This window comes from Tsukamurella tyrosinosolvens, from assembly GCF_900104775.1.
Lineage (GTDB): Bacteria > Actinomycetota > Actinomycetes > Mycobacteriales > Mycobacteriaceae > Tsukamurella > Tsukamurella tyrosinosolvens.
This window is the reverse complement of the sequence record NZ_FNSA01000003.1, coordinates 929,795-948,698: the sequence shown is the minus strand read 5'-3', so window position 1 is coordinate 948,698 and position 18,904 is coordinate 929,795. Positions and strand designations below refer to the sequence as shown.

Below are 18,904 nucleotides of genomic sequence, written 5' to 3'. Positions count from 1 at the left end.
TCTTGAGAGTGCACGGGCCGCTGGCGTTCGCAGCAGGCGCCGCTCCCACCGCACCCCCAACGGCCAGGACGACAGCGACTCCCGACGAGATCAGTGCCTTTTTCATGAGCCACCTCCACAGGGCGTGTATTTACCGACGCTAGCTTAGCTTTTACCTCGCTCGCCCGCGATGGGATCGTGAAATCGCCGTCGCAGTGACGGAAAGACTGTTCCGGCCGGATCCGCCGACAATGACGAAGCCGGCCTCCCAACAAGGGAGACCGGCTTCTGCGCAAGTTCGACGAGTGCGCGTCGGCCCCGTCAGCCGAGGGTGAAGCGGTCGCCCCAGAGGATCACGGTGTTCTTGGAGTCGCCGACCTGAGCCTTGACGATGACGTACAGACGGGCCTGCGCGTAGCCAGCGCAACCGTCCACACCGATGGTCTGGTCGCTGTAAGTGAAGCTGCCGCTTGAGCCTGTGAAGTCGAAGCTCGTCGACGGCGCATACCAGTCAGGCGCGACCTCGTCGCCCGGCTTGGGCCAGGTCGAGCGGTCGTACGTGAGCGATTGCGTGCCGACGGATCCGGCGGCGAGCTTGATCGACCCACCGGTCGTACCACTCACGGACGGCGATACCCCCGTCCCCTTGTCGGGGTCATTGAAGGTCGCGCCGGTTTCAGCGCCCGCACCGAGGTCGATACTCGCATCACCGACATCGATTTGGCAGCCGACGGCATACCCGGCCTCGATCGATCCGCCGTCCGCGTCTGCCCCATTGATCTTGGCGCTCACGACGCCCGACACCCACGCGTTCCGCGTGGTCGGCAAAGCAACCATTCCCGGGGAGAGCTTGGCGCGCTGGCCCTTAACCGTAATGGTGATCGTGCTGGAACCGGCTTTGACGGTTTTCACGGAGTCACGCAGCGGGATCACGGTGTCAGCCGCCGCGGTAGCGGGGGTGAGCAGCCCAACGGTTAGCGCGCCTGCTGCGGCGAACGCCGCTGCCGCGAGGGAGATTCTCAGGGTCATGTACCCAGTCCTTTCAGTACGCCGGCTGAGCTTCGCCCGCGATTGAGAAGGAAAACTACCAGCCGGAAATCGCCCAAACCGCCCGTGGAAACACTGAGTTAACACTGACGGGAAGCTGTAACAGGATAGGCACCTCCCGGCGGACTCCGGGGGATTTCGAGCCGCAAAACACAGGATCGCCCACCCCGAGCGGGGCGGGCGATCCTATGTGCCGGGCGCGAGCTACTTCGATCCGGCGCCCTCCGCAGACTCGGTCGTCTCGACCGTCTCGGCGGCCGCGGGCTCGGATGCAGCAGGCTTCGACTCCGGCGCAGCAGCGTCGGTCGCGGGCGCCGAATCCTTCGCGCTCGTCGCCTCCGCGATGGGCTTGCTCTCCGCCGGTGCGGCATCGACCGCCTTCGCAGGCGACGCCTCCACCTCGCCGACGGTCGTCTCCACCGGCTTCACGGGCTCGGCGACCGGCTCCGTCGCCACCGGCTTGGAGGGCTCCGCAGCGGGCCCGGCGGTCTCGGCCGCGACGACCGGCTTGGTCTGCTCAGCAGCGGGCTTGGAGGTCTCCACGACCGCCTGAGAAGCAGGCTTCTGCGAATCAGCAGTCTTGTCAGCAACGGAGGTCGTGACCGAATCCTCTTCGGTCGCCGCGGCGGTCCGCGTCACCGACAGCGCGTCGGCGCCAGTAGTGGCCGGCGTCGCCGCAGGCGGCGTCAACGACGCGATCAGCTTCTCGATCTTTTCCGAAGCCGCCTTGATCTGCGCCCCCGGGAAATCGGCGATCGTCGTGATCGACTTGGCGACCGCGTCGATCACCAGGGTGGGGATCTTGCCCCAGTTGCCGGAGATGAGTGCGTTCGGCACGGTCGACACGAGGCTGGTGAAGTTCGTGTACACCGTGTTCGCAGCCTGGAACGTCGCCCACGCAGTCGCGACCGGGATACCTGCGACGTTCAGTGCATTCGTGACCACCGAGGGTACCGCCGTGACCGACGGCGCGGCCGGGACGGTGGCCTTGGGGGTGGTCCCCGTATCCGGCGCCTTCGGGCCGGCGCCGGTCGTGATCCAGGTGAGCGAATCCTTGACAGCGGTCTCGAAGGCGGTCGGGATCGAGCCCCACTGGCCCTTCAACAGCGCGTTCGGAATGGTGTTGAACGCGAGCTTGTAGAAGACGGTGTAGATACCGTTGCCGGTCTGGAAAACCCGCCACACGGCGGCGACGGGGAGGCCCGCGATGTCGAGCGCGGACTGCACCGACGCCGGAACCGACGAAAGAGCGACGGGTTCGGAGGTGGCAGACACTCCGGCGGCGGCCGCACCCGCCTTCGCGGACTCGTCGGTGACGACGACCAGGGGCGCGACCTCGGTCGCCCGAGCCGCCGAAGTCAGCCCGGCGGGGAGGGTAGCCGCGCCGGTTGCGCCGGAGACGGTCTGCAGAACCTGCGCGGGTGACGGCGCGGCGGTCCCGGCCGCGTGGACCGCCGGTGCCGCGGTCGCGGCAGCGGCTCCGGCGGCGGGCGCAACGGCGACTGTCGCCGCGGCGACCAGAGCGATGAAAGGAGTTGCCTTGCGATTCATTTCTTCAGCTTCCTTTGAGGACAGGGTGTTCGGTGCGGCGTCCGAGAAGGTCAGCGAATCGGATGACGCCGGGTCCGACTTGCACGTTGGTACCAGTCCTGCGAGACACGAAAGGCGGCGCCCGTATGGACACCGCCGTTTCGCGTGTTGGTGACGATCAGCCCAGAGTGAAGGCCTTGCCCCACAGGATCACGGTCTGCTGGGTGTTGCCCGACTTCACCTTGACCTTGGCGAAGAAGCGTGCCTGCGCGTAGCCAGCACAGCCGTCGACGCCGATGGTCTGCTCGGCGTAGCTCAGCGAGCCCGACGAACCCTTGAACTTGAATCCGGTGCTGGGGTCTGCCCAGTCGGGCGCGACCTCGTCGCCGGGCGACGGCCAGGTGGCGCGGTCGTAGGTCAGCATCTGCGTACCGACGCTGCCCGCAGCAAGCTTGATGCTGCCACCGGTCGAACCCGAGACAGACGGCGAACCAACCCAGCCGCTGCTGTCGAACGCCACGCCGTCCTTGTTGTTGACGCCACCCTTGGCGCCCAGGTTGATGGCGGCAGAGCCGACATCAACCTGGCAGCCGACCGCGTAACCGGCCTGGATCGAGCCGCCATCAGGCTTGCCACCGGAGATCTTCGCGGACACCAGACCCGACACCCACGCGTTGCGGGTGGTGGGCAGGGCGACCATGCCCGGCGACAGCTTGGCACTCTGGTTCGTCACAGAGACAGTGACGGTGGAGTCGCCGACCTTGGCGGTCGTGGTGGCGTTGGGCAGCGGGATGAACGTGTCGGCGTTGGCAGCACCCGTGGAGAGTGCACCCATCGCCACGCCAGCCGCGGCGGCAACGGCGGCACCGCGGATCGCGATCTTCTTCATGTGAATTCCTTCAGGATTCGCCGCCCCACGGGGCGGACAAGAGAGTCAGGTCAGTCGGAGTGTGGATCAGCCCAGCGAGAAGGGCGCGCCGTACAGGAAGCCCTGGATACGGTTGCTGCCCTTGATCTCGACCCAGGTTGCGACCCGTGCCTGTGCGTAGCCCGAGCAGAACTTGATGTCGACGTTCTGATCCTTGATGTTCACGGTGTATGTACCCGGCTTGGTGAACTTGATCGAATCCGTCGAGCCCGGCTGATCAGTTCGACTGAAGCCGGTGACACTGTTCGTGGCACCCGGGGTCAGCGGAATACCAAGCGACCCCGACACACCACCGACGCCGAGGCTCGGGCCCGACATGCCGAGACCCGCGCTGGGGCCCGTGACATCGACGCCGCCACCGATCTGGCCGGGGAACTGGCAACCGACGACCACGCCCACACCCAGCTTGCCCTGGATGTCCTTGGCGTCGGCGGGAGCCTTCACCGTGACGGAGCCGCTCGACGTGTACCAGGCACTCCGGGACTGCGCAGTCGCCAAGGACGGCTGAATCGCGAACGAGTTCCCCGTCGACTTCAGGACGACACTCCAGCCCGCGGGAGCCGCGACGGTCTTCTGACCGCTGGGCAGCGGGCCGGCGTTGGCCGATCCAGCAGCGACCGAGGCGGCCGCGGCCACCGCGATCGCAACGACGCCAGCGCGCCCTGCAACCTTGCTCATCTTGCTCATTCGTTCCCCTCACCAGGAATCATGGTGTGACGCTCCGGTAGGAGCGCCGACCCGGCGGCTCACCCAGCCTCGGGTCGAATCCCGGCCGTTGTCTCAGGCCGAGATCACTATCGGTTCCCCGGAAGTCTTCGCTGACCTTCGGTTCTCGCGGAGCATATCCTCAGTTTTCTAGGTCGCGCAACGCTTTCGATCTTCGTAAATGATGAATTCGTGAACCTATCCATCAAGATCGCGAACCTCGGACTCATGCGTCAACCAGCACTTATTAGGCTGCACTCATCGAAAACGCCCACCTACCTGCGCGAAACTTAGGGTGGGCTTCCTACTTAGAGTTCACTCAGATAGACCAGAGCCGTAACCTGACCGTTTCACAAGGCATCTGTGTCCTTAGTCACACTACCAGCAGGTTTGCCCGATCCGCGGCATTCAGCCGCCGTGGTGCGGCGGCCGGTTCTCGCGGTACCACCGCTCGGTCGGGTCACCGTCGGACCCGGAAACGGGCGACGCCGCACCCGGGCGGGGTGCGGCGTCGTCGGGCCGATCATCCTTGGTCTGCGAAGGCAGAACGTCCCCGAAGATCCGTGCGATATCGCGCGCGGAGTACTTCCGAGGGGTGGAATCTCCGGACGTCATCAGCGGGCCTGGTCGTCCCCGCCCGCGATGTGGCGGATCACGTGGGTGGCGAGCGGCGTCAGCGTCGCCATGCCGTCGCGGATCGCCGCGCGCGAGCTCGCGAGGTTCACCACCACGGTGCTGCCGGAGACGCCGGCCAGGCCGCGGGAGAGGCCCGCGTCGGTCGCGCCGGCGGCGAGGCCCGACGAGCGCAGCGCCTCGCAGATGCCGGGCAGCTTCTTGTCGAGGATCTCCTCGGTGGCCTCCGGCGTCACGTCGCGGGCGCCCACGCCGACGCCGCCGATCGTCACCGCCAGATCGACGCCGCCGATCACCGCGGTGTTCAGCGCGTTGCGCACGTCCACCTCCTCGGCGGGCACCACGACCACGGCGTCCACCTCGAAGCCGGCCTCCTCGAGCAGCTCCGTCACCAGCGAACCCACCGACTTCCCGGCACCGGACGCGCGGGAGGCGCCGGGCTGCAGGTGGTCGTCGACGACGATCACGAGCGCGCGGCCGATCACGCCGGCCCCGTCGAGGGCGGCATCGTCGAGGGCGGGCACGTCGAGGACCTCGTCCTCCAGCCACTCGGCATCGGCGGCTCGGCTCTGGCTCATCTCCGCGGTCATCTTCGACTCCTCAGTCACTTGTCCAACTTATCGAGCGTCACCTGCTTGGTCACCGGACTCGTACTACTCGGGCTATCGAGGTAGGTAACGGTCACGGTAGCCCCCGGCGGGTAGGCACGCACGGCGCCGATCAATCCGTACCCGTCGGTGATGTTCAGATCGTCGACCTTGGTCACCAGCGCCCCCTTCGGGATGCCCGCGCGCCCGAAGCCGCCCGTCGCCGAGACGTCGACGACGAGCGCGCCGGGCCGGCTCACCGACGCCCGCGGGTCCACCGTGATGCCCACGGCCGCGTGCGTCGCCGAGCCCGAGTCCATCAGCTCCTTGCTGATCCGCTGCACCTGGTTCGACGGGATCGCGAAGCCCAGGCCGATGCTGCCGCCCTGCTGCCCCGTCGCCTTCGAGCCGCCGAGAGTGGCGATCGACGAGTTGATGCCCACGAGCCGCCCGGTCATGTCGACCAGCGCGCCGCCCGAGTTGCCCGGGTTGATCGCCGCATCGGTCTGCACCGAGTTGATCACCGTCGCCTGGTCGGAGTCCTTACCGCTGGTCGCCACCGGGCGGTTCAGCGCGGAGACGATGCCGCTGGTCACCGTGCCCGCGAGGCCCAGCGGGGCACCGACGGCCACGACCTCCTGGCCGACGGTCAGCTTGCCGCTGTCGGCGAAGGACAGCGGCTTGAGGCCGCGCTTGTCCGTCTGGATCACCGCGAGATCCGTGATCGGGTCGGCGCCCACCACCGCGGCGTTGCTCACGCTGCCGTCGGAGAAGGAGACCGTCAGCTTGCCGTTGCCGGCGACGACGTGATTGTTCGTCACGACCTTGCCGTCCGCGCTGATCACGACGCCCGACCCCGACGTCTCCGAGGTCCCCGCCTGATTGTCGATCGACACGACGGCCGGCAGCACGCTCTGCGCCACCTCCTGGACCGAGCCCTTGACCACCGGCGGCGCGTCTCCCCCGGACACCGTCACCGTCGGGGAGGCATCGCCCTTGCCCCACACCAGGTAGGCACCGGTCACCGAGAGCAGGGACGCGATCAGCGCGATCGCCACCCCCATCGCCACGAGGGCGCCCATCCTGGGGCCGCGCGTGGGCGTCGCGGTCGCCGCGGGCGGGCCGCCCGGCCCCGGGTAGCCCGACGGTCCGCCGCCCGGCGCCGGGTAGGCGCCCGAGTACTGCTGCGTGGGCCGGTACTGCCCCGCCTGCGCCGCCGCCTGCGCGGGCTGCCCCGGTTGCGGCTGCCCCGGCTGCTGGCCGTACTGCCCGGCCGGCTGCCCCTGCTGATAGGGATTCTGCGGACCCTCGGTCATGGAGCCCCCTCCTTCGTGTTCTTCCCCGCCAAGACTGCATACGCCTGCTGTGAAGTGCCTGTGAGCACATTGTCACTTCCCCGGAAGCAACTCCATCATTTGCCTCGCAGCAGGCGCAGGCGCGGTTCCCGCTGCACGACCTGCGGGGCGCGGCCGCCCGCGACGGGGCTGCCGGGGATCTCGAGGCGCACCAGCGCGCCGCCACTGTCGGCCGTGCCGACCGCGACGGAACCGCCGTGCCGCTCCACCACCTGTTTGACGATCGCGAGGCCCAGGCCGGAGCCGGGCATCGAGCGGCTCGCCATCGAGCGGTAGAAGCGCTCGAAGACCAGCTCCCGGTCCTCCTCCGGGATGCCCGGCCCGCTGTCGGCGACGCTGAGCGCCGCGCGGGAGACGCCGATCTCGGCGAGCTCGACGCGTACGACGGAACCGTCGGGCGAGAACTTCGCGGCGTTGTCCAGCACGTTCACCACCGCGCGGCCCAGGCCGCCGTTGTCGCCGTAGACGTACCAGGGCGCACTCGTGACATCGAAGCGGACCGTCGGGCGGCGGCGCTCGACGCGCTCGACCGCCTTCTGCAGGATCTCCTCGAGGTCGACCTCCTCGTTGACGGCCTCGGGCGCGTCCTCGCGGGCGAGGTCGACGAGGTCGCCGACGAGCGTGGTCAGCTCCTCGACCTGGGCGAGGACGTCGTCGGAGAGCTCCTTCATGTCGTCCTCGGGGATGGGCGGGGCGCCCGGCTGGTTCGCGGCGACGAGCAGCTCGACGTTTGTGCGCAGGCTCGTGAGCGGGGTGCGCAGCTCGTGTCCGGCGTCGGCGACGAGGCGCGCCTGCCGGTCGCGCGAATCGGCGAGGGCCTGGAGCATCGCGTTGAAGCTGGTGGTCAGGCGCGCCAGCTCGTCGCGGCCCACGACGGGGATCGGGGTCAGGTCGTCGGTGCGGGCCACCCGTTCCGCGGCCTCCGTGAGCCGCTGCACCGGTCTGAGCCCGCCCCGGGCGACCGCGGTGCCCGCGATCGCGGCGAGCACGATCCCGCACGCACCGACCACGATGAGCACCGTGCCCAGCTCGCTGAGCAGGTTCTTCGTCGGGGTCAGGTCCTCGGCCACGATGATCGTGACGCCGTTGTCGAGGCGCCGCGCCATCACGCGCGTGTCGCCCTCGGAGCGCAGCGACTGCGCGAGCTTGCCCGCGATCACCTCGCGCTCGGGCTCTCCGATGGGGACCTGGCCCGACGGGCCCGAGTGGTACGGCGTCCCGTCGGGGTAAACGACCATCGTGCGGTTGACGGACATGTCCGGCCGGAACATCAGCATCATCATCACGGTCGTGAACTGCGTGACGGGCGAGCTCATCGCCGGCGCCACCGAGTCCACCTGCTGGTGCAGCCGGTTGTCGACGTCCGCGTACATCGCCCGCTTGACCACGAAGAACGCCGATGCCGCCATGAGCGCCACCGTGATGCCCACGACGGCCGCGGCCAGCAGCGTGACGCGCCAGCGGAAACTGACGTTGCGCGTGACCGGGTTCGGGTCGCGCATCGGGCGCCGGTCCCGGACCTCCGGCCGCGCGTGCCGCGGCAGAGGACCGGACACCGTCGGGACGCGCCCCGTCATCGCGTCACGGCGGGGTCTCGCGCAGGACGTAGCCCACGCCCCGCACGGTGTGGATCAGGCGGCTCTCCCCCTCGGCCTCGGTCTTGCGGCGCAGGTAGCCGACGTAGACCTCGAGCGCGTTGCCCGAGGTCGGGAAGTCGTAGCCCCACACCTCCTCGAGGATGCGGCTGCGCGTCAGCACGCGGCGCGGATTGCTCATGAGCATCTCGAGCAGGCTGAACTCGGTGCGGGTGAGGCTGATGTTCCGCTCGCCGCGGAGCACCTCGCGGGTGGCCGGGTCGAGGCTGAGGTCCTCGAACTTGAGCACCTCGTTGTCGGCGCCCGCGTCCGGCGCGGCACGGCGCAACAGCGCTCGCATGCGCGCCAACAGCTCCTCCAGCGCGAAGGGCTTGGGCAGGTAGTCGTCGGCGCCGGCGTCGAGGCCGCTCACCCGGTCGCTCACGGCGTCGCGGGCGGTGAGCACGAGGATCGGCAGGTCGTCGCCCGCGCTGCGCAGGCGGCGGCACACCTCCAGACCGTCGATCCGGGGCATGTTCAGGTCCAGGACCAGCGCCTCCGGACGGTTGCTCGCGATGTGATCGAGCGCGTCCTGCCCGTCGACGGCGGTGTCCACCTGGTACCCGTTGAAGGTCAGCGAGCGACGCAGGGACTCCCGCACCGCCCGATCGTCGTCGACCACCAGAATTCGCATAGTCCACAGTCTTACCGAAGTCGGGTGTGAATTGGCTTAAGGGGTCCTTGTCGGCGCTCGGCCCTGAGCGAACAACCGGTTCAGCGGCGGCGGAAGCCCCGCCTGCAGGCGGTGAAGAACCGTCCGGCGACGTCCTCGGGCGCGACGGGCACGCGCCAGCCCTGCCACAGCGCCAGCAGGCGGAAACCGGAGGCCAGCACGGCGCCGACGAGCAGCGCGCGGGAATCGGTGGCGCCCCACGAGGCGGCGAGCACCGTCGCGCCCGCACCGGTGAGGGCGGGGATGGCGTAGAGGTCGCGCTCCTGGATGAGCAGCGGCACCTCGTTGACCAGGATGTCGCGCAGCACGCCGCCGCCGAGGGCGGTGGTGATGCCGATGAGCGCGGCGGCGAACGGCGAGGCGTCGTGGTGCAGCGCGGTGAGTGCACCGGTGGCGGAGAAGACGCCCATGCCGATCGCGTCGAGCACGAGCACCGAGTTCTTGAGCCGCCCGAACTGCGGGTGGAACACGAAGACGAAGGCCGCCGCGATCGACGCGGTGGTGATGTTCTCCCAGCCCTGGAAGGAGGCGGGCGGGTGGATGCCCAGCAGCACGTCGCGCGCGACGCCGCCGCCCACGCCGGTGAGCGCGGCGAGGGTCCACACGCCGAACAGGTCGAGCCGCTTGCGGACGCCGATCAGCGCGCCGGAGGCGGCGAAGACCGCGATCCCCGCGTAGTTCAACACCGCCAGCAGCACGCGTGCCCCCTCGGATACACCTCAAGAGCGGGCCGGCACCAGGCCGACCCGCTCTTGGGGGAAAGATCAGTTAGCGGCGGTCGAGATCGACCAGGCCCAGCTTCGCGGCGCGCACGAGGCGACGCGGAACCAGGTGGGTGCGGCCGCCGACCTGCACGGCCTGCAGCTCGGGGTTGTTCGCCTTCCACTGCGAGCGGCGAGCATGCGTGTTCGCCCGCGACATACGGCGCTTCGGTACAGCCATGATTCTTCCTAACGGTCCTCGGAACAAGTCTTCGACGCGAGCCCGAGGGCTACCAACGTCACAAGCATTGAAGTCTACCGCCCCGCGGCCCGCCCGCCAAAACGCGCGTACTTCTCCTGGAACTTCTGCACGCGCCCGGCCGTGTCCATGACGCGCTGCTTCCCCGTCCACAGCGGGTGCGAATCGCTGGTCACGTCCACGACGATCAGCGGATAGGACACCCCGTCCACGTCGACGGTCCGCTCCGACGTCGCCGTGCTGCGGGTGACGAACAGCTTCCCGGTGGACGCGTCCTGGAACGCGACCGGGCGGTACTCCGGGTGGATTCCCTGCTTCATGACATCTCCTCATCGATCTCGGTGTCGGCCGCGTTCGCGGATGCGGGCGCGGCCAGGTCCTCGCACGGGTCGGCGTGCATCGCGCCGAACGGGTCGTGCCAGCCCGCCCACTCCCCCGGCCCGGCGGCCAGTTCCGCGGGGGTCAGCTCGGCCCACCGCAGGGTCTCGGCGATGCGGGCGGGGTCGGCCCCGGCGGCGAGCACCACCAGGTCGGTCCGACGGTCCCCGTGCGTCTCGTCCCAGGCGGCCGACGCCATCGCCCACCGCTCGGGCGAGCCGTCGCCGCCCGCGGCGAGCCACCGGCCGGCAGCGCCGACGCGCAGCCCCGCGCCGGCCGACTCCAGCCAGAAGGCCTCGTCGGGGGTCGTGGCGAGCCAGAGCCGCCCGCGAGCGTGGACGACACCGTCGAGCAGCACGTCGATCGCCTCGTGGAAGCGCGCGGGATGCAGTGGGCGGCGGGCGCTGAACTCGATGAGCCGGACGTCGCCGTCGGCGTCGAGCGGCGGGCACCCGGGGAGCAGCGGGCCGAAGGGCTCGATGGGCGGCCGCGGCGCCCCCAGTCGCGGGAGCAGGCCGTCGAGCGGCACACGCTCGCGGGCGATCGGGGCGCCGGGCGCGAGGCGCCGCAGCACCGCGCGCAGTCGGGCGGGGTCGGGGCTGTCGCCGGTCACGACCAGCAGGTCGGCGCCCTGCGCGTGCCCGACGGCCAGCTGGGCGACGGTGCGCTCGTCGTCGTCCGGGACGGGGAAGCGCTCACCGAGGTCCTCCTCGCCGAGGGCGTCGTCGAGCCAGGTCGCGCCGTCGACGAAGCCGATCGTGCCGGTCACCTCGACATCGCGCGCGGCGGGGCCGGGCACCGCGCCGACCATCTCCACGACGACGTGCTCGATGGCGTGGCGCACCGCGTCGGCCTCGAGGATCGGGTCGAGCCGCACGACGATGCGGCGGACGCTCGCCCGGCGGTGCAGCGTGCGCAGCAGCGGCAGCAGGTCCTCGCGCAGGGTGCACGAGACGCAGCCGTGCGCGAGTTCGAGCAGGGCGACGCGCTCCTCCGCGGTCCCGTCGGGCCGGACGGTCGCCTCCGACCGCACGACCAGACCTTCGCGGAGGCCGGACAGGTCGTGGTGCACGACGACGGTGCCGGGTTCGGCCAGCTCGAGCGCGCGCTCCTGCCCGCCGAAGCCGGTCAGCAGCAGGACCGGGGTTCTCTTGGAAATGATTCCCATTTCCAGTACGTTACCTTATCGACAATCATTCGCAAGAAGGAGAAGCATGTCCGCACACTGCCAGGTGACGGGTCGGGCGCCCGGCTTCGGCAAGCGGGTCTCGCACAGCCACGTGCGCACGAACCGCCGCTGGAACCCGAACATCCAGCGCCGCCGCTACTACGTGCCCTCGCTCGGCCGCACCGTCGTGCTCCGGGTGTCCACCAAGGGCATCAAGACCATCGATCGCCGCGGCATCGACGCCGTGGTCGCCGACATCCTGTCCCGAGGGGAGAAGCTGTAAATGGCCCGCAACGAAATCCGACCCATCATCAAGCTCAAGTCCACCGCCGGCACCGGGTACACGTACGTGACCAGGAAGAACCGCCGCAACGACCCGGACCGCATGGTGCTGCGCAAGTACGACCCCGTGGTCCGGCAGCACGTCGATTTCCGGGAGGAGCGCTGATGGCCACGAAGGCGAAGATCGCCGCCAACGAGCGGCGCAAGGCCCTGGTGGCGCGGCACGCCGAGCGTCGCGCCGAGCTCAAGCGGGTCATCGCGCACCCGTCGACCGACCCGGACGACCGCGCGGCCGCCGTGCGCGCGCTGGCGAAGTTGCCGCGCGACGGTTCGGCCACCCGCGTCCGCAATCGCGACTCCGCCGACGGCCGCCCGCGCGGGCACCTGCGCAAGTTCGGGCTGTCGCGCGTGCGGGTGCGGCAGATGGCGCACGACGGTCAGCTGCCCGGCGTCCGGAAGTCGAGCTGGTGATGGCACGTCGATCCCTGCGCACTCCGCCCGCGCGACGCGGCCTCGTCCGCGTGCCCGAGGGCGCCCTCGACTACAAGAACGTCACCTACCTGCGCACTTTCCTCAACGACCGCGGCAAGCTGCGCTCCCGCGCGATGACCCGGTTGTCGCCGCAGGATCAGAAGAAGCTGGCGGCGGCGGTGAAGAACGCCCGCGAGATGGCGCTGCTCCCCTACTCCACGAAGCGGTAGCGCCTCACGATGTGGGGTTCTGCGGGCCTCGACGTGCACTGGAACACGCGCACCCCCGCAGAACCCCACATCGTGAGCGCAGCCGCGCCGCAGTCACCGCCCGGCGACGAAATACTTCGGTCGCGTAACCTTCTGGCACGTGACTTCCGTGCTGGCCGGCTTCGCCGTGATCGCGATCATCATCGCGGCGGGGTGGTTGCTCGGCAGGCTCGGAGTGCTGGGCGAGCAGCCGGAGAAGCAGCTGTCGCTGCTGGTGTTCTACCTGCTCACCCCCGCCCTGCTCCTGCACGCGCTGGCCACCACCGATCTGACGGTGCTGTTCAGCTCCCGACTGTGGGTGAGCGCGGGATCGGCACTGACCATCGCGGCGGTGTACTACCTGATCGCCCGCGTCTTCTGGCGGCGGACGATGGGCGACGCCACCATCGGCGCACTCGCCTCGAGCTACGTGAACTCGTCGAACCTGGGCATTCCGATCGCGGTCTTCGTGCTCCACGACACCTCGTACGTGGCGCCGCTGTTGCTCTTCCAGATCCTCGTCTTCTCGACGATCGCGTTGACCGCCCTCGACCTCGCGGAGTCCCGCGAGCGCACCGGTCCGAAGCAGCCGCTGTGGCGCACGGTCGCGACCCCGCTGCTGAACCCCATCGTCGTGGGCGCGCTGATCGGGCTCGCGATCTCGCTGACCCGGTGGCACCCGCCGGACTGGCTGATGAGCCCGGTGAAACTGCTCGGCGACGCCTCCGTGCCGATGGCTCTGATCGTCTTCGGCCTCTCCCTCGGCGGCGTGCGGGTGATGCAGAAGGGCGAGGCGCCCCGCCGGGACATCGCCCTGGCGACCGTGCTCAAGATGATCGCAATGCCCGTACTGGCGTGGGCGATGGCGCGCTTCCTGTTCGGCCAGTCGGGCCACGCGCTCCTCGCGCAGACGGTGACCGCCGCCCTCCCGACGGCGCAGAACGTGCTGGTCTACGGCCTGCGATACAACCGGGGCGTGGTCCTCGCGAGGGATTCCGGGCTTATCACAACGGCCCTGTCGATTCCGGCGATCATGCTGATCGCGGTCCTTCTCACCTGATCAATGTGACGTACGACCCGGTCACATTACGCCTGTGACGCCCGTTTCGGCTTGGGTTGACGAAACTACTCGTGGGTTAATGAACTCACGAGTAGGGCGCTGAACGGCGCACTACGAACCGAACCCAGGAGAGACCCCATGGCTCAGACCGCCGCACAGCGCGCCGTCGACCTGTTCGTCTCTGCCGTTGAGGCCCGCGGGGGCAAGGCAGAGGTGACCACGAAGGGCAGCACGACCCTCGTCACCGTGACCGCAACCGACGGCCGCACCGAGACGCTCCGCGTCAAGGCCACCACCGGCGATGCGTGGCAGGCCCGCAAGAGCGAGGCCGTCGCGAAGGCCCCCGTCACCGCGTGGGCCCTTGTGGACCTGTCCGACGGTGCGCCGATCGCGCTCGCCCCGGCCGCCGATTACGCCGCGCACGTGGCCAAGCTCGCCGCCGCGTGGGAGGGCAAGAACGCCGGCAAGACGCTGACTGCCAACACCAACCTCGCCGTGACCGCCGACGCCGTCGCGGCGTGGGAGGACGCCTGGGCCGTTCTGGGCCTCGACGGTGCCGCCAAGGCCGCGCCCGCCGAGAAGGCCGCTGCGGAGAAGCCCGCCGCCAAGCCCGCTGCTGAGAAGCCGGCCGCCGCCAAGGCCCCGGCCAAGAAGCCTGCCGCGAAGACCACGCCGGCCGCGAAGAAGGCCGCTCCGGCCACGAAGACCCCCGCGAAGAAGGCTCCGGCGAAGTCCGCCGCCAAGCCCGCCGCGGCGAAGAAGGCCACGGCTGCGAAGAGCACCGCCTCGAAGCCCGCCGCCGCGAAGCCGGCCGCGACCAAGCCCGCTGCGAAGCCGGCCGCCGCGAAGAAGGCGCCGGTCAAGGCGTCGGAGGCGAAGATCACGCCCATCGCCGCACAGAAGGACGCCGCTTCGAAGAGCAAGGCGCCCGCCTCGATCGACGCGAAGAAGCCCACCGCCAAGGCGGACGCGAAGGCCGCGCCGAAGGCGAAGGCGGACGCGAAGGCACCGTCGAAGACCGTGGCGAAGGCCGACGAGAAGGCGGCTCCGAAGAAGGGCCAGCCCTCGGGCATCGCCCTGCTGCTCAAGCGCCTCCCCGTGGTGGGCCGCCTGCTCTGACGCAGCACCGAACACCCCGCTCCCCCGCAGGAGCACGACGTCCCCAGGTCTCCGGACCTGGGGACGTCGGCGTTCCGGGACGAAAACGCAGCCCTGCTGGGGAGCTCCGACCTTTTCGGAGGCGAAGGGACGGCCGATTCGCCTAGAGTCGGGGGCATGTCCGACGAGTTGGAACCCCTGCGCCGCGACGTCCTGCGAGCCTCCGATCTCGACCGCAACCGCGTCGTGGAGATGCTCTCCGAGGCGCTCGGCCTCGGCCAGATCACCCTCCCCGAGTACGAGGACCGCTCGCACCAGGCGGTGGCAGCGCGCACGTTCGCCGACCTGGACCGCCTCGTCGAGGACCTGCCCGCCGTGCAGAACCTGCCGGCGACGGCGGCCCCGGCGTACCGCGCACCGTCGACCGCCCCGGCGGGCGTTCCGCGCATGGGCGAGACCAAGTGGGCCGTGATGTCGGAGACCAAGGTGCGCGGGCCGGTCGCCGTGGGCCCGGAGCACACCGCGATCGCGTTCTGGGGCGGCGTCTCGCTGGATCTGCGTGAGGCGACGTTCCTCGTCGGCGACGTGACACTGAACGCCTACGCCGTGATGGGCGGGGTGAAGATCATCCTGCCGCGCGGCGCCAACGTCCACGTCGAGGGCGTGGGCGTGATGGGCGCCTTCGAGCACAAGAATCCGCAGACGGGCGATCCCACCGGTCCGCGGATCGTGGTGAAGGGCTTCGCCTTCTGGGGCGGCGTGGACGTGGAGATCAAGTAGTCACCGACGCTTGCGGCTGCCCAGGTAGTCGCTGACCACGGCCGCGCCGAGCCCGTCGAGGTCCGGCGAGACCAGCCGCCCGCCCACGCGCCGCACGACCGCGGTGAGGAACCGGGTGAGGCCCGGGTCGTCGCCGAGCTGGAAGACGGTGATCTGCGCGCCCTGCGCGGCAACGGCATCGAGTCCGCGCACCGTCATCGCGATCGTCCGCGGGTGCGGCGGATAGTCGAAGAAGGGCTCGCCGTTCCGCTCGAGGTGGGCGGTCGGCTCGCCGTCGGTGACCACGAGCAGCACCGGCTGCGCGTTCGGGTGCGCGCGGAAGTGCTGCTGCGCCAAGGCGAGTGCGTGGTGCAGGTTGGTGCCCTGCTCGTAGACGCCGTCCAAGCCGGTCAGCTCGCCGACGCCGAGCGTGCGCGCGTACCGCCCGAAGCCGATGAGCGCCAGGTCGTCCCCGCGGAAGCGGGTCGAGATCAACTGGTGCAGAGCCAGAGCCGTCCGCTTCATGGGCAGCCAGCGGCCTTCCATGACCATGGAGAAGCTGGTGTCCACGAGGAGCGCGACGGCCGCGCGGCTGCGCGCCTCGGTCTCGGTGACCTCGATGTCCTTCGCGTCCAGCGCCACCGGGCCCGACTCGCCGGAGGCCGCCTGGCGGAGCACGCCGTTGAGCACGGTGCGGGTGGCGTCCCAGGGCTCGGTGTCGCCGAACCTCCACTCGCGGCTCGCGCCCGTGGCCTCGCCGGTGGCGCCGGCCCGCGCGGTGTTCCGCTCGCCCCCGCGAGAGGTCAGACGGTCCGCGACGTCCCGCAGGATCGACTGGCCCAGCTGCCGGATCGCCTTGGGCGACAGGCGCAGCGCGCCGTCGGGATCGCGGGAGAAGTAGCCCTGGTCCTTGAGCGCCTTCTCCAGCTCGGCGAGCGTCCGGGCGTCGGCGACGGCCTCGTCGCCGAGCTGCCGCTGCAGCGCCTCGAGGTCGATGTCGTCGAGCGCGGCACCGTTGTGCTGCTGGCTCAGTTGCTCCGCGAGGGACTCCAGGTCGGCGATGTCCTGCATGGCCTGCGTCGCATCCCCCAACCCCATCCCGGAATCGCCCTCGAACTCCTGGCTGCCGTACCAGTCCTCGCCGGGGCGGGCGTCCATGAGCTTGCCGGTCAGGTCGCTCAGCGCCTGGGAGAGCTGCGGCGAGCCGAAGGCCGCCTGCGACAGCTCCTCCAGTTCCGCGCGCTGCTCGGGGGTGAGGCTGTTGTAGAGCCGCTGGGCGGCGGCGGACCGCTGGGCCAGGGCGTCGATGAGCTCGTCGATGTTCCGCGGGTTCTCGGGGAAGTAGGCGCCGTGCTCGGCCATGAAGGCGTCGAAATCGTCCTGGGTGGCCTCGCCGGCGTTGTGCTTGTCCAGCAGGGTGTTCAGGTCGTCGAGCATCTTCTGGATCGCCGCGCGGTCCTCGTCGGTCGCGCCCTCGAGGGCCTGCTTGATCCCCGCGAACTGCTGGTCGAGGAGCTCGCGGCCGAGCAGGTCCCGGATCTCCTCGTACTTCTGCGCGGCCTCGGGCGAGCGCCACGCGTAGTCGCCCAGCTCGCGCACGGCCTGCGCCGCCGACGGCGGCAGGTTCGAGATCCGCATCTCCTGGAACCGGGCGTCGTCGTCCAGCGCCCGCGCGAGCTCCTTGCGCTCCGCGAGCACGGCCTCGTCGAGCAGCTTCTGCACGTCCTCGAAGGTCTTGCCGAGATTGTTGCGCTGCAACAACTCCTGTCGCCGGCGATTCGCCAGCTCCGCGAGCTTGTCCAGGCCCCGCCGGTTCTCGCCGCCGCGACGCAGGTACTCCTGCAGCGCGCGGCGCGGGGAGACGCCGCTCATCACGTCGCGGCCGATCTCGTCGAGCGCGTCCCGCAGGTCCACCGGCGGGGCCAGCGGATCGGGCCCGCCGGTGTAGCGGCGGTACCGGGCCAGATGCCCCCGCCGTCCCTCCCGCGAGCCTCTAGCCATAGACGGTCTGCCCCTCGTCGTCGGACTCCTTGCCGATCCGCCGGGCCAGGTACAGGCCCTCGAGCGCGAACTCTGCGGCCGCGGCCCGCTCCCCCGGCGACTCGGCCTCGAGCCGGCGGTAGACCTCGGCGAGCACGGGCACCTCGGGGAGGTTCTCCAGCAGCTCGGCGGCGGTCACGTCGTCGCCCGTGACGATCGGCCCGCCCGCCTCGATGGCCTCCACGAGCGGCCCCAGGTCGACGCCCAGCAGGTACTCGCTGATCGTCTCGGCGGTCGCGCGGCGCAGCAGGTGCACGAGCGTCGCGATCTCGCGGCCTTCCTCGCCCGCCTCGAACTCGACCTTGCCGCGCAGCACGTCGGGCACCGTCATCAGGTCGACGGGGCGCGCGACGGGCAGGTCCTCGCCGCCCACGGCCGCGCGGTGCAGCGCCGCCGCGGCGATGGTCTCCTGCGCCGCGATGGCGAACCGGGCGGAGACGCCGGACCGCTGGTCGACGGCGGGCGACTCGCGCAGCTCGCGGGTGAAGCGGGCCAGCACCTCGGTGAGGTACTGCGGCACGGACGCGACGACGTCGGCCTCCTGCTCGATGACCGCGACCTCGTCCTCGAGGTCGAGCGGGTAGTGCGTGCGGATCTCGGCGCCGAAGCGGTCCTTGAGCGGCGTGATGATGCGGCCGCGGTTGGTGTAGTCCTCGGGGTTGGCCGACGCGAGGAGCAGCACGTCGAGCGGGAGGCGCAGCGTGTAACCGCGCACCTGGATGTCGCGCTCCTCCATCACGTTGAGCATCGCGACCTGGATGCGTTCGGCCAGGTCGGGCAGCTCGTTGACCGCGACGATGCCGCGGTGCGCCCGCGGGATGAGGCCGAAGTGGATGGTCTCGGGATCGCCCAGGCTGCGGCCCTGCGCCACCTTGACGGGGTCCACGTCGCCGACCAGGTCGCCGACGGAGGTGTCCGGCGTCGCCAGCTTCTCCGAGTAGCGCTCGTCGCGGTGCTTCCACGCGACGGGCAGGTCGTCGCCCAGCTCCTGCGCGCGGCGGATCGAGGCGGGGGTGATCGGGTGGTACGGGTGCTCGCCGAGCTCGGCACCGTCGATCACGGGGGTCCACTCGTCGAGCAGGCCGACGATGGTGCGGATCAGGCGCGTCTTGCCCTGGCCGCGCTCGCCGAGCAGGACCACGTCGTGGCCGGCGAGGAGGGCGCGTTCGAGCTGCGGGATGACGGTGTCGTCGAAGCCCTGGATGCCGTCCCACGGGTCGGTGTCGGCGCGCAGCGCGGCGAGCAGGTTGTTGCGGAGCTCGTCCTTGATCCCGCGGTAGACGTGGCCGGAGGCCTTGAGTTCGCCGAGCGTGGCCGGGAGCTCGGCGGGCAGATCGGTGCGTACATCAGCGCGTGCAGTGCTCACGGA

At 70.2% G+C, this 18,904-nt stretch carries 21 protein-coding genes; 7 read left to right on the top strand and 14 right to left on the bottom strand.

The features are described 5' to 3' along the window. Window positions 1-300: 300 nt before the first annotated feature. The 12 genes from BLW32_RS06090 to mrf all read right to left on the bottom strand — a co-directional run bounded on the left by BLW32_RS06090 (window position 301) and on the right by mrf (window position 11,577). Complete coding sequence (locus tag BLW32_RS06090) at window positions 301-1,008, bottom strand: MspA family porin (protein ID WP_068740972.1); 708 nt, start codon at window positions 1,006-1,008, stop codon at window positions 301-303. Window positions 1,009-1,230: 222 nt separating this feature from the next. Beyond that, a complete protein-coding gene (locus tag BLW32_RS27410) occupies window positions 1,231-2,577 on the bottom strand; it encodes a hypothetical protein (protein WP_068740971.1) in 1,347 nt (448 codons plus the stop codon). 157 nt (window positions 2,578-2,734) lie between these two features. After that, window positions 2,735-3,445, bottom strand: a complete 711-nt coding sequence (locus BLW32_RS06080; RefSeq protein ID WP_068740970.1) for an MspA family porin — start codon at window positions 3,443-3,445, stop codon at window positions 2,735-2,737. 66 nt (window positions 3,446-3,511) lie between these two features. Next, on the bottom strand, window positions 3,512-4,171 hold the full coding sequence (locus BLW32_RS06075) for an MspA family porin (protein WP_068740969.1): 660 nt from the start codon (window positions 4,169-4,171) through the stop codon (window positions 3,512-3,514). A gap of 632 nt (window positions 4,172-4,803) precedes the next feature. Next, entirely contained in the window at window positions 4,804-5,412 is a 609-nt protein-coding gene (locus BLW32_RS06065) for a MogA/MoaB family molybdenum cofactor biosynthesis protein (protein WP_068524732.1), read from the bottom strand. Window positions 5,413-5,426: 14 nt separating this feature from the next. Beyond that, window positions 5,427-6,725 carry a S1C family serine protease gene (locus BLW32_RS06060; RefSeq protein ID WP_068740968.1) on the bottom strand — a complete coding sequence of 433 codons (1,299 nt, stop codon included), beginning with the start codon at window positions 6,723-6,725 and terminating at the stop codon, window positions 5,427-5,429. 95 nt (window positions 6,726-6,820) lie between these two features. Further along, on the bottom strand, window positions 6,821-8,341 hold the full coding sequence (locus BLW32_RS06055; protein ID WP_068740967.1) for a HAMP domain-containing sensor histidine kinase: 1,521 nt from the start codon (window positions 8,339-8,341) through the stop codon (window positions 6,821-6,823). A 4-nt stretch (window positions 8,342-8,345) separates the two neighbouring features. After that, complete coding sequence (locus BLW32_RS06050) at window positions 8,346-9,032, bottom strand: response regulator transcription factor (protein WP_068524231.1); 687 nt, start codon at window positions 9,030-9,032, stop codon at window positions 8,346-8,348. 80 nt (window positions 9,033-9,112) lie between these two features. Further along, window positions 9,113-9,769 (bottom strand): trimeric intracellular cation channel family protein, encoded by a 657-nt coding sequence (locus BLW32_RS06045; RefSeq protein ID WP_068524230.1) that lies wholly within the window; start codon window positions 9,767-9,769, stop codon window positions 9,113-9,115. Window positions 9,770-9,839: 70 nt separating this feature from the next. Further along, window positions 9,840-10,013: a 50S ribosomal protein L32 gene (gene rpmF, locus BLW32_RS06040; protein WP_013127873.1), complete on the bottom strand. Its 174-nt coding sequence runs from the start codon at window positions 10,011-10,013 to the stop codon at window positions 9,840-9,842. A 74-nt stretch (window positions 10,014-10,087) separates the two neighbouring features. Further along, on the bottom strand, window positions 10,088-10,351 hold the full coding sequence (locus BLW32_RS06035) for a type B 50S ribosomal protein L31 (protein WP_068524229.1): 264 nt from the start codon (window positions 10,349-10,351) through the stop codon (window positions 10,088-10,090). Further along, on the bottom strand, window positions 10,348-11,577 hold the full coding sequence (gene mrf / locus BLW32_RS06030) for a ribosome hibernation factor-recruiting GTPase MRF (RefSeq protein WP_068740966.1): 1,230 nt from the start codon (window positions 11,575-11,577) through the stop codon (window positions 10,348-10,350). The genes BLW32_RS06035 and mrf overlap by 4 nt, the downstream gene beginning before the upstream one ends. Window positions 11,578-11,623: 46 nt before the next feature. On the opposite strand from mrf, the gene rpmB reads away from it, so the two are divergent. From rpmB to BLW32_RS05990, 7 genes are all read left to right on the top strand, one after another. Next, on the top strand, window positions 11,624-11,860 hold the full coding sequence (gene rpmB, locus BLW32_RS06025) for a 50S ribosomal protein L28 (RefSeq protein ID WP_068524227.1): 237 nt from the start codon (window positions 11,624-11,626) through the stop codon (window positions 11,858-11,860). After that, the gene (gene rpmG, locus BLW32_RS06020; RefSeq protein ID WP_013127877.1) at window positions 11,861-12,025 is read left to right on the top strand and encodes a 50S ribosomal protein L33; all 165 of its coding nucleotides are present in this window, start codon (window positions 11,861-11,863) and stop codon (window positions 12,023-12,025) included. After that, on the top strand, window positions 12,025-12,330 hold the full coding sequence (gene rpsN / locus BLW32_RS06015) for a 30S ribosomal protein S14 (RefSeq protein WP_068740965.1): 306 nt from the start codon (window positions 12,025-12,027) through the stop codon (window positions 12,328-12,330). The genes rpmG and rpsN overlap by 1 nt, the downstream gene beginning before the upstream one ends. Further along, window positions 12,330-12,560, top strand: a complete 231-nt coding sequence (gene rpsR / locus BLW32_RS06010; protein ID WP_068524224.1) for a 30S ribosomal protein S18 — start codon at window positions 12,330-12,332, stop codon at window positions 12,558-12,560. The genes rpsN and rpsR overlap by 1 nt, the downstream gene beginning before the upstream one ends. 139 nt (window positions 12,561-12,699) lie before the next feature. Beyond that, window positions 12,700-13,638: an AEC family transporter gene (locus BLW32_RS06005; RefSeq protein ID WP_068740964.1), complete on the top strand. Its 939-nt coding sequence runs from the start codon at window positions 12,700-12,702 to the stop codon at window positions 13,636-13,638. A gap of 138 nt (window positions 13,639-13,776) precedes the next feature. Beyond that, window positions 13,777-14,757 (top strand): hypothetical protein, encoded by a 981-nt coding sequence (locus tag BLW32_RS28460; protein ID WP_068740963.1) that lies wholly within the window; start codon window positions 13,777-13,779, stop codon window positions 14,755-14,757. A 156-nt stretch (window positions 14,758-14,913) separates the two neighbouring features. After that, complete coding sequence (locus BLW32_RS05990) at window positions 14,914-15,516, top strand: DUF1707 SHOCT-like domain-containing protein (protein WP_068524221.1); 603 nt, start codon at window positions 14,914-14,916, stop codon at window positions 15,514-15,516. On the opposite strand, the gene BLW32_RS05985 is transcribed toward BLW32_RS05990, so the two are convergent. Continuing rightward, on the bottom strand, window positions 15,517-17,496 hold the full coding sequence (locus tag BLW32_RS05985; protein WP_068740962.1) for a vWA domain-containing protein: 1,980 nt from the start codon (window positions 17,494-17,496) through the stop codon (window positions 15,517-15,519). It lies immediately after the preceding gene. Beyond that, on the bottom strand, window positions 17,489-18,901 hold the full coding sequence (locus tag BLW32_RS05980; RefSeq protein WP_231857332.1) for a sigma 54-interacting transcriptional regulator: 1,413 nt from the start codon (window positions 18,899-18,901) through the stop codon (window positions 17,489-17,491). Before BLW32_RS05980 ends, BLW32_RS05985 begins: the two co-directional genes overlap by 8 nt. Window positions 18,902-18,904: the final 3 nt, after the last annotated feature.

Bases quoted from the DNA above. Each gene is read 5' to 3' on its own strand.
- BLW32_RS05990 (WP_068524221.1), top strand. From the start codon at position 14,914: ATGTCCGACGAGTTGGAACCCCTGCGCCGCGACGTCCTGCGAGCCTCC.
- mrf (WP_068740966.1), bottom strand. From the start codon at position 11,577: ATGGGAATCATTTCCAAGAGAACCCCGGTCCTGCTGCTGACCGGCTTC.
- rpmG (WP_013127877.1), top strand. From the start codon at position 11,861: ATGGCCCGCAACGAAATCCGACCCATCATCAAGCTCAAGTCCACCGCC.
- BLW32_RS06035 (WP_068524229.1), bottom strand. From the start codon at position 10,351: ATGAAGCAGGGAATCCACCCGGAGTACCGCCCGGTCGCGTTCCAGGAC.
- BLW32_RS06090 (WP_068740972.1), bottom strand. From the start codon at position 1,008: ATGACCCTGAGAATCTCCCTCGCGGCAGCGGCGTTCGCCGCAGCAGGC.
- BLW32_RS28460 (WP_068740963.1), top strand. From the start codon at position 13,777: ATGGCTCAGACCGCCGCACAGCGCGCCGTCGACCTGTTCGTCTCTGCC.
- rpsN (WP_068740965.1), top strand. From the start codon at position 12,025: ATGGCCACGAAGGCGAAGATCGCCGCCAACGAGCGGCGCAAGGCCCTG.
- BLW32_RS06065 (WP_068524732.1), bottom strand. From the start codon at position 5,412: ATGACCGCGGAGATGAGCCAGAGCCGAGCCGCCGATGCCGAGTGGCTG.
- rpsR (WP_068524224.1), top strand. From the start codon at position 12,330: ATGGCACGTCGATCCCTGCGCACTCCGCCCGCGCGACGCGGCCTCGTC.
- rpmF (WP_013127873.1), bottom strand. From the start codon at position 10,013: ATGGCTGTACCGAAGCGCCGTATGTCGCGGGCGAACACGCATGCTCGC.
- BLW32_RS05985 (WP_068740962.1), bottom strand. From the start codon at position 17,496: ATGGCTAGAGGCTCGCGGGAGGGACGGCGGGGGCATCTGGCCCGGTAC.
- rpmB (WP_068524227.1), top strand. From the start codon at position 11,624: ATGTCCGCACACTGCCAGGTGACGGGTCGGGCGCCCGGCTTCGGCAAG.
- BLW32_RS06050 (WP_068524231.1), bottom strand. From the start codon at position 9,032: ATGCGAATTCTGGTGGTCGACGACGATCGGGCGGTGCGGGAGTCCCTG.
- BLW32_RS06080 (WP_068740970.1), bottom strand. From the start codon at position 3,445: ATGAAGAAGATCGCGATCCGCGGTGCCGCCGTTGCCGCCGCGGCTGGC.
- BLW32_RS06060 (WP_068740968.1), bottom strand. From the start codon at position 6,725: ATGACCGAGGGTCCGCAGAATCCCTATCAGCAGGGGCAGCCGGCCGGG.
- BLW32_RS27410 (WP_068740971.1), bottom strand. From the start codon at position 2,577: ATGAATCGCAAGGCAACTCCTTTCATCGCTCTGGTCGCCGCGGCGACA.
- BLW32_RS06055 (WP_068740967.1), bottom strand. From the start codon at position 8,341: ATGACGGGGCGCGTCCCGACGGTGTCCGGTCCTCTGCCGCGGCACGCG.
- BLW32_RS06075 (WP_068740969.1), bottom strand. From the start codon at position 4,171: ATGAGCAAGATGAGCAAGGTTGCAGGGCGCGCTGGCGTCGTTGCGATC.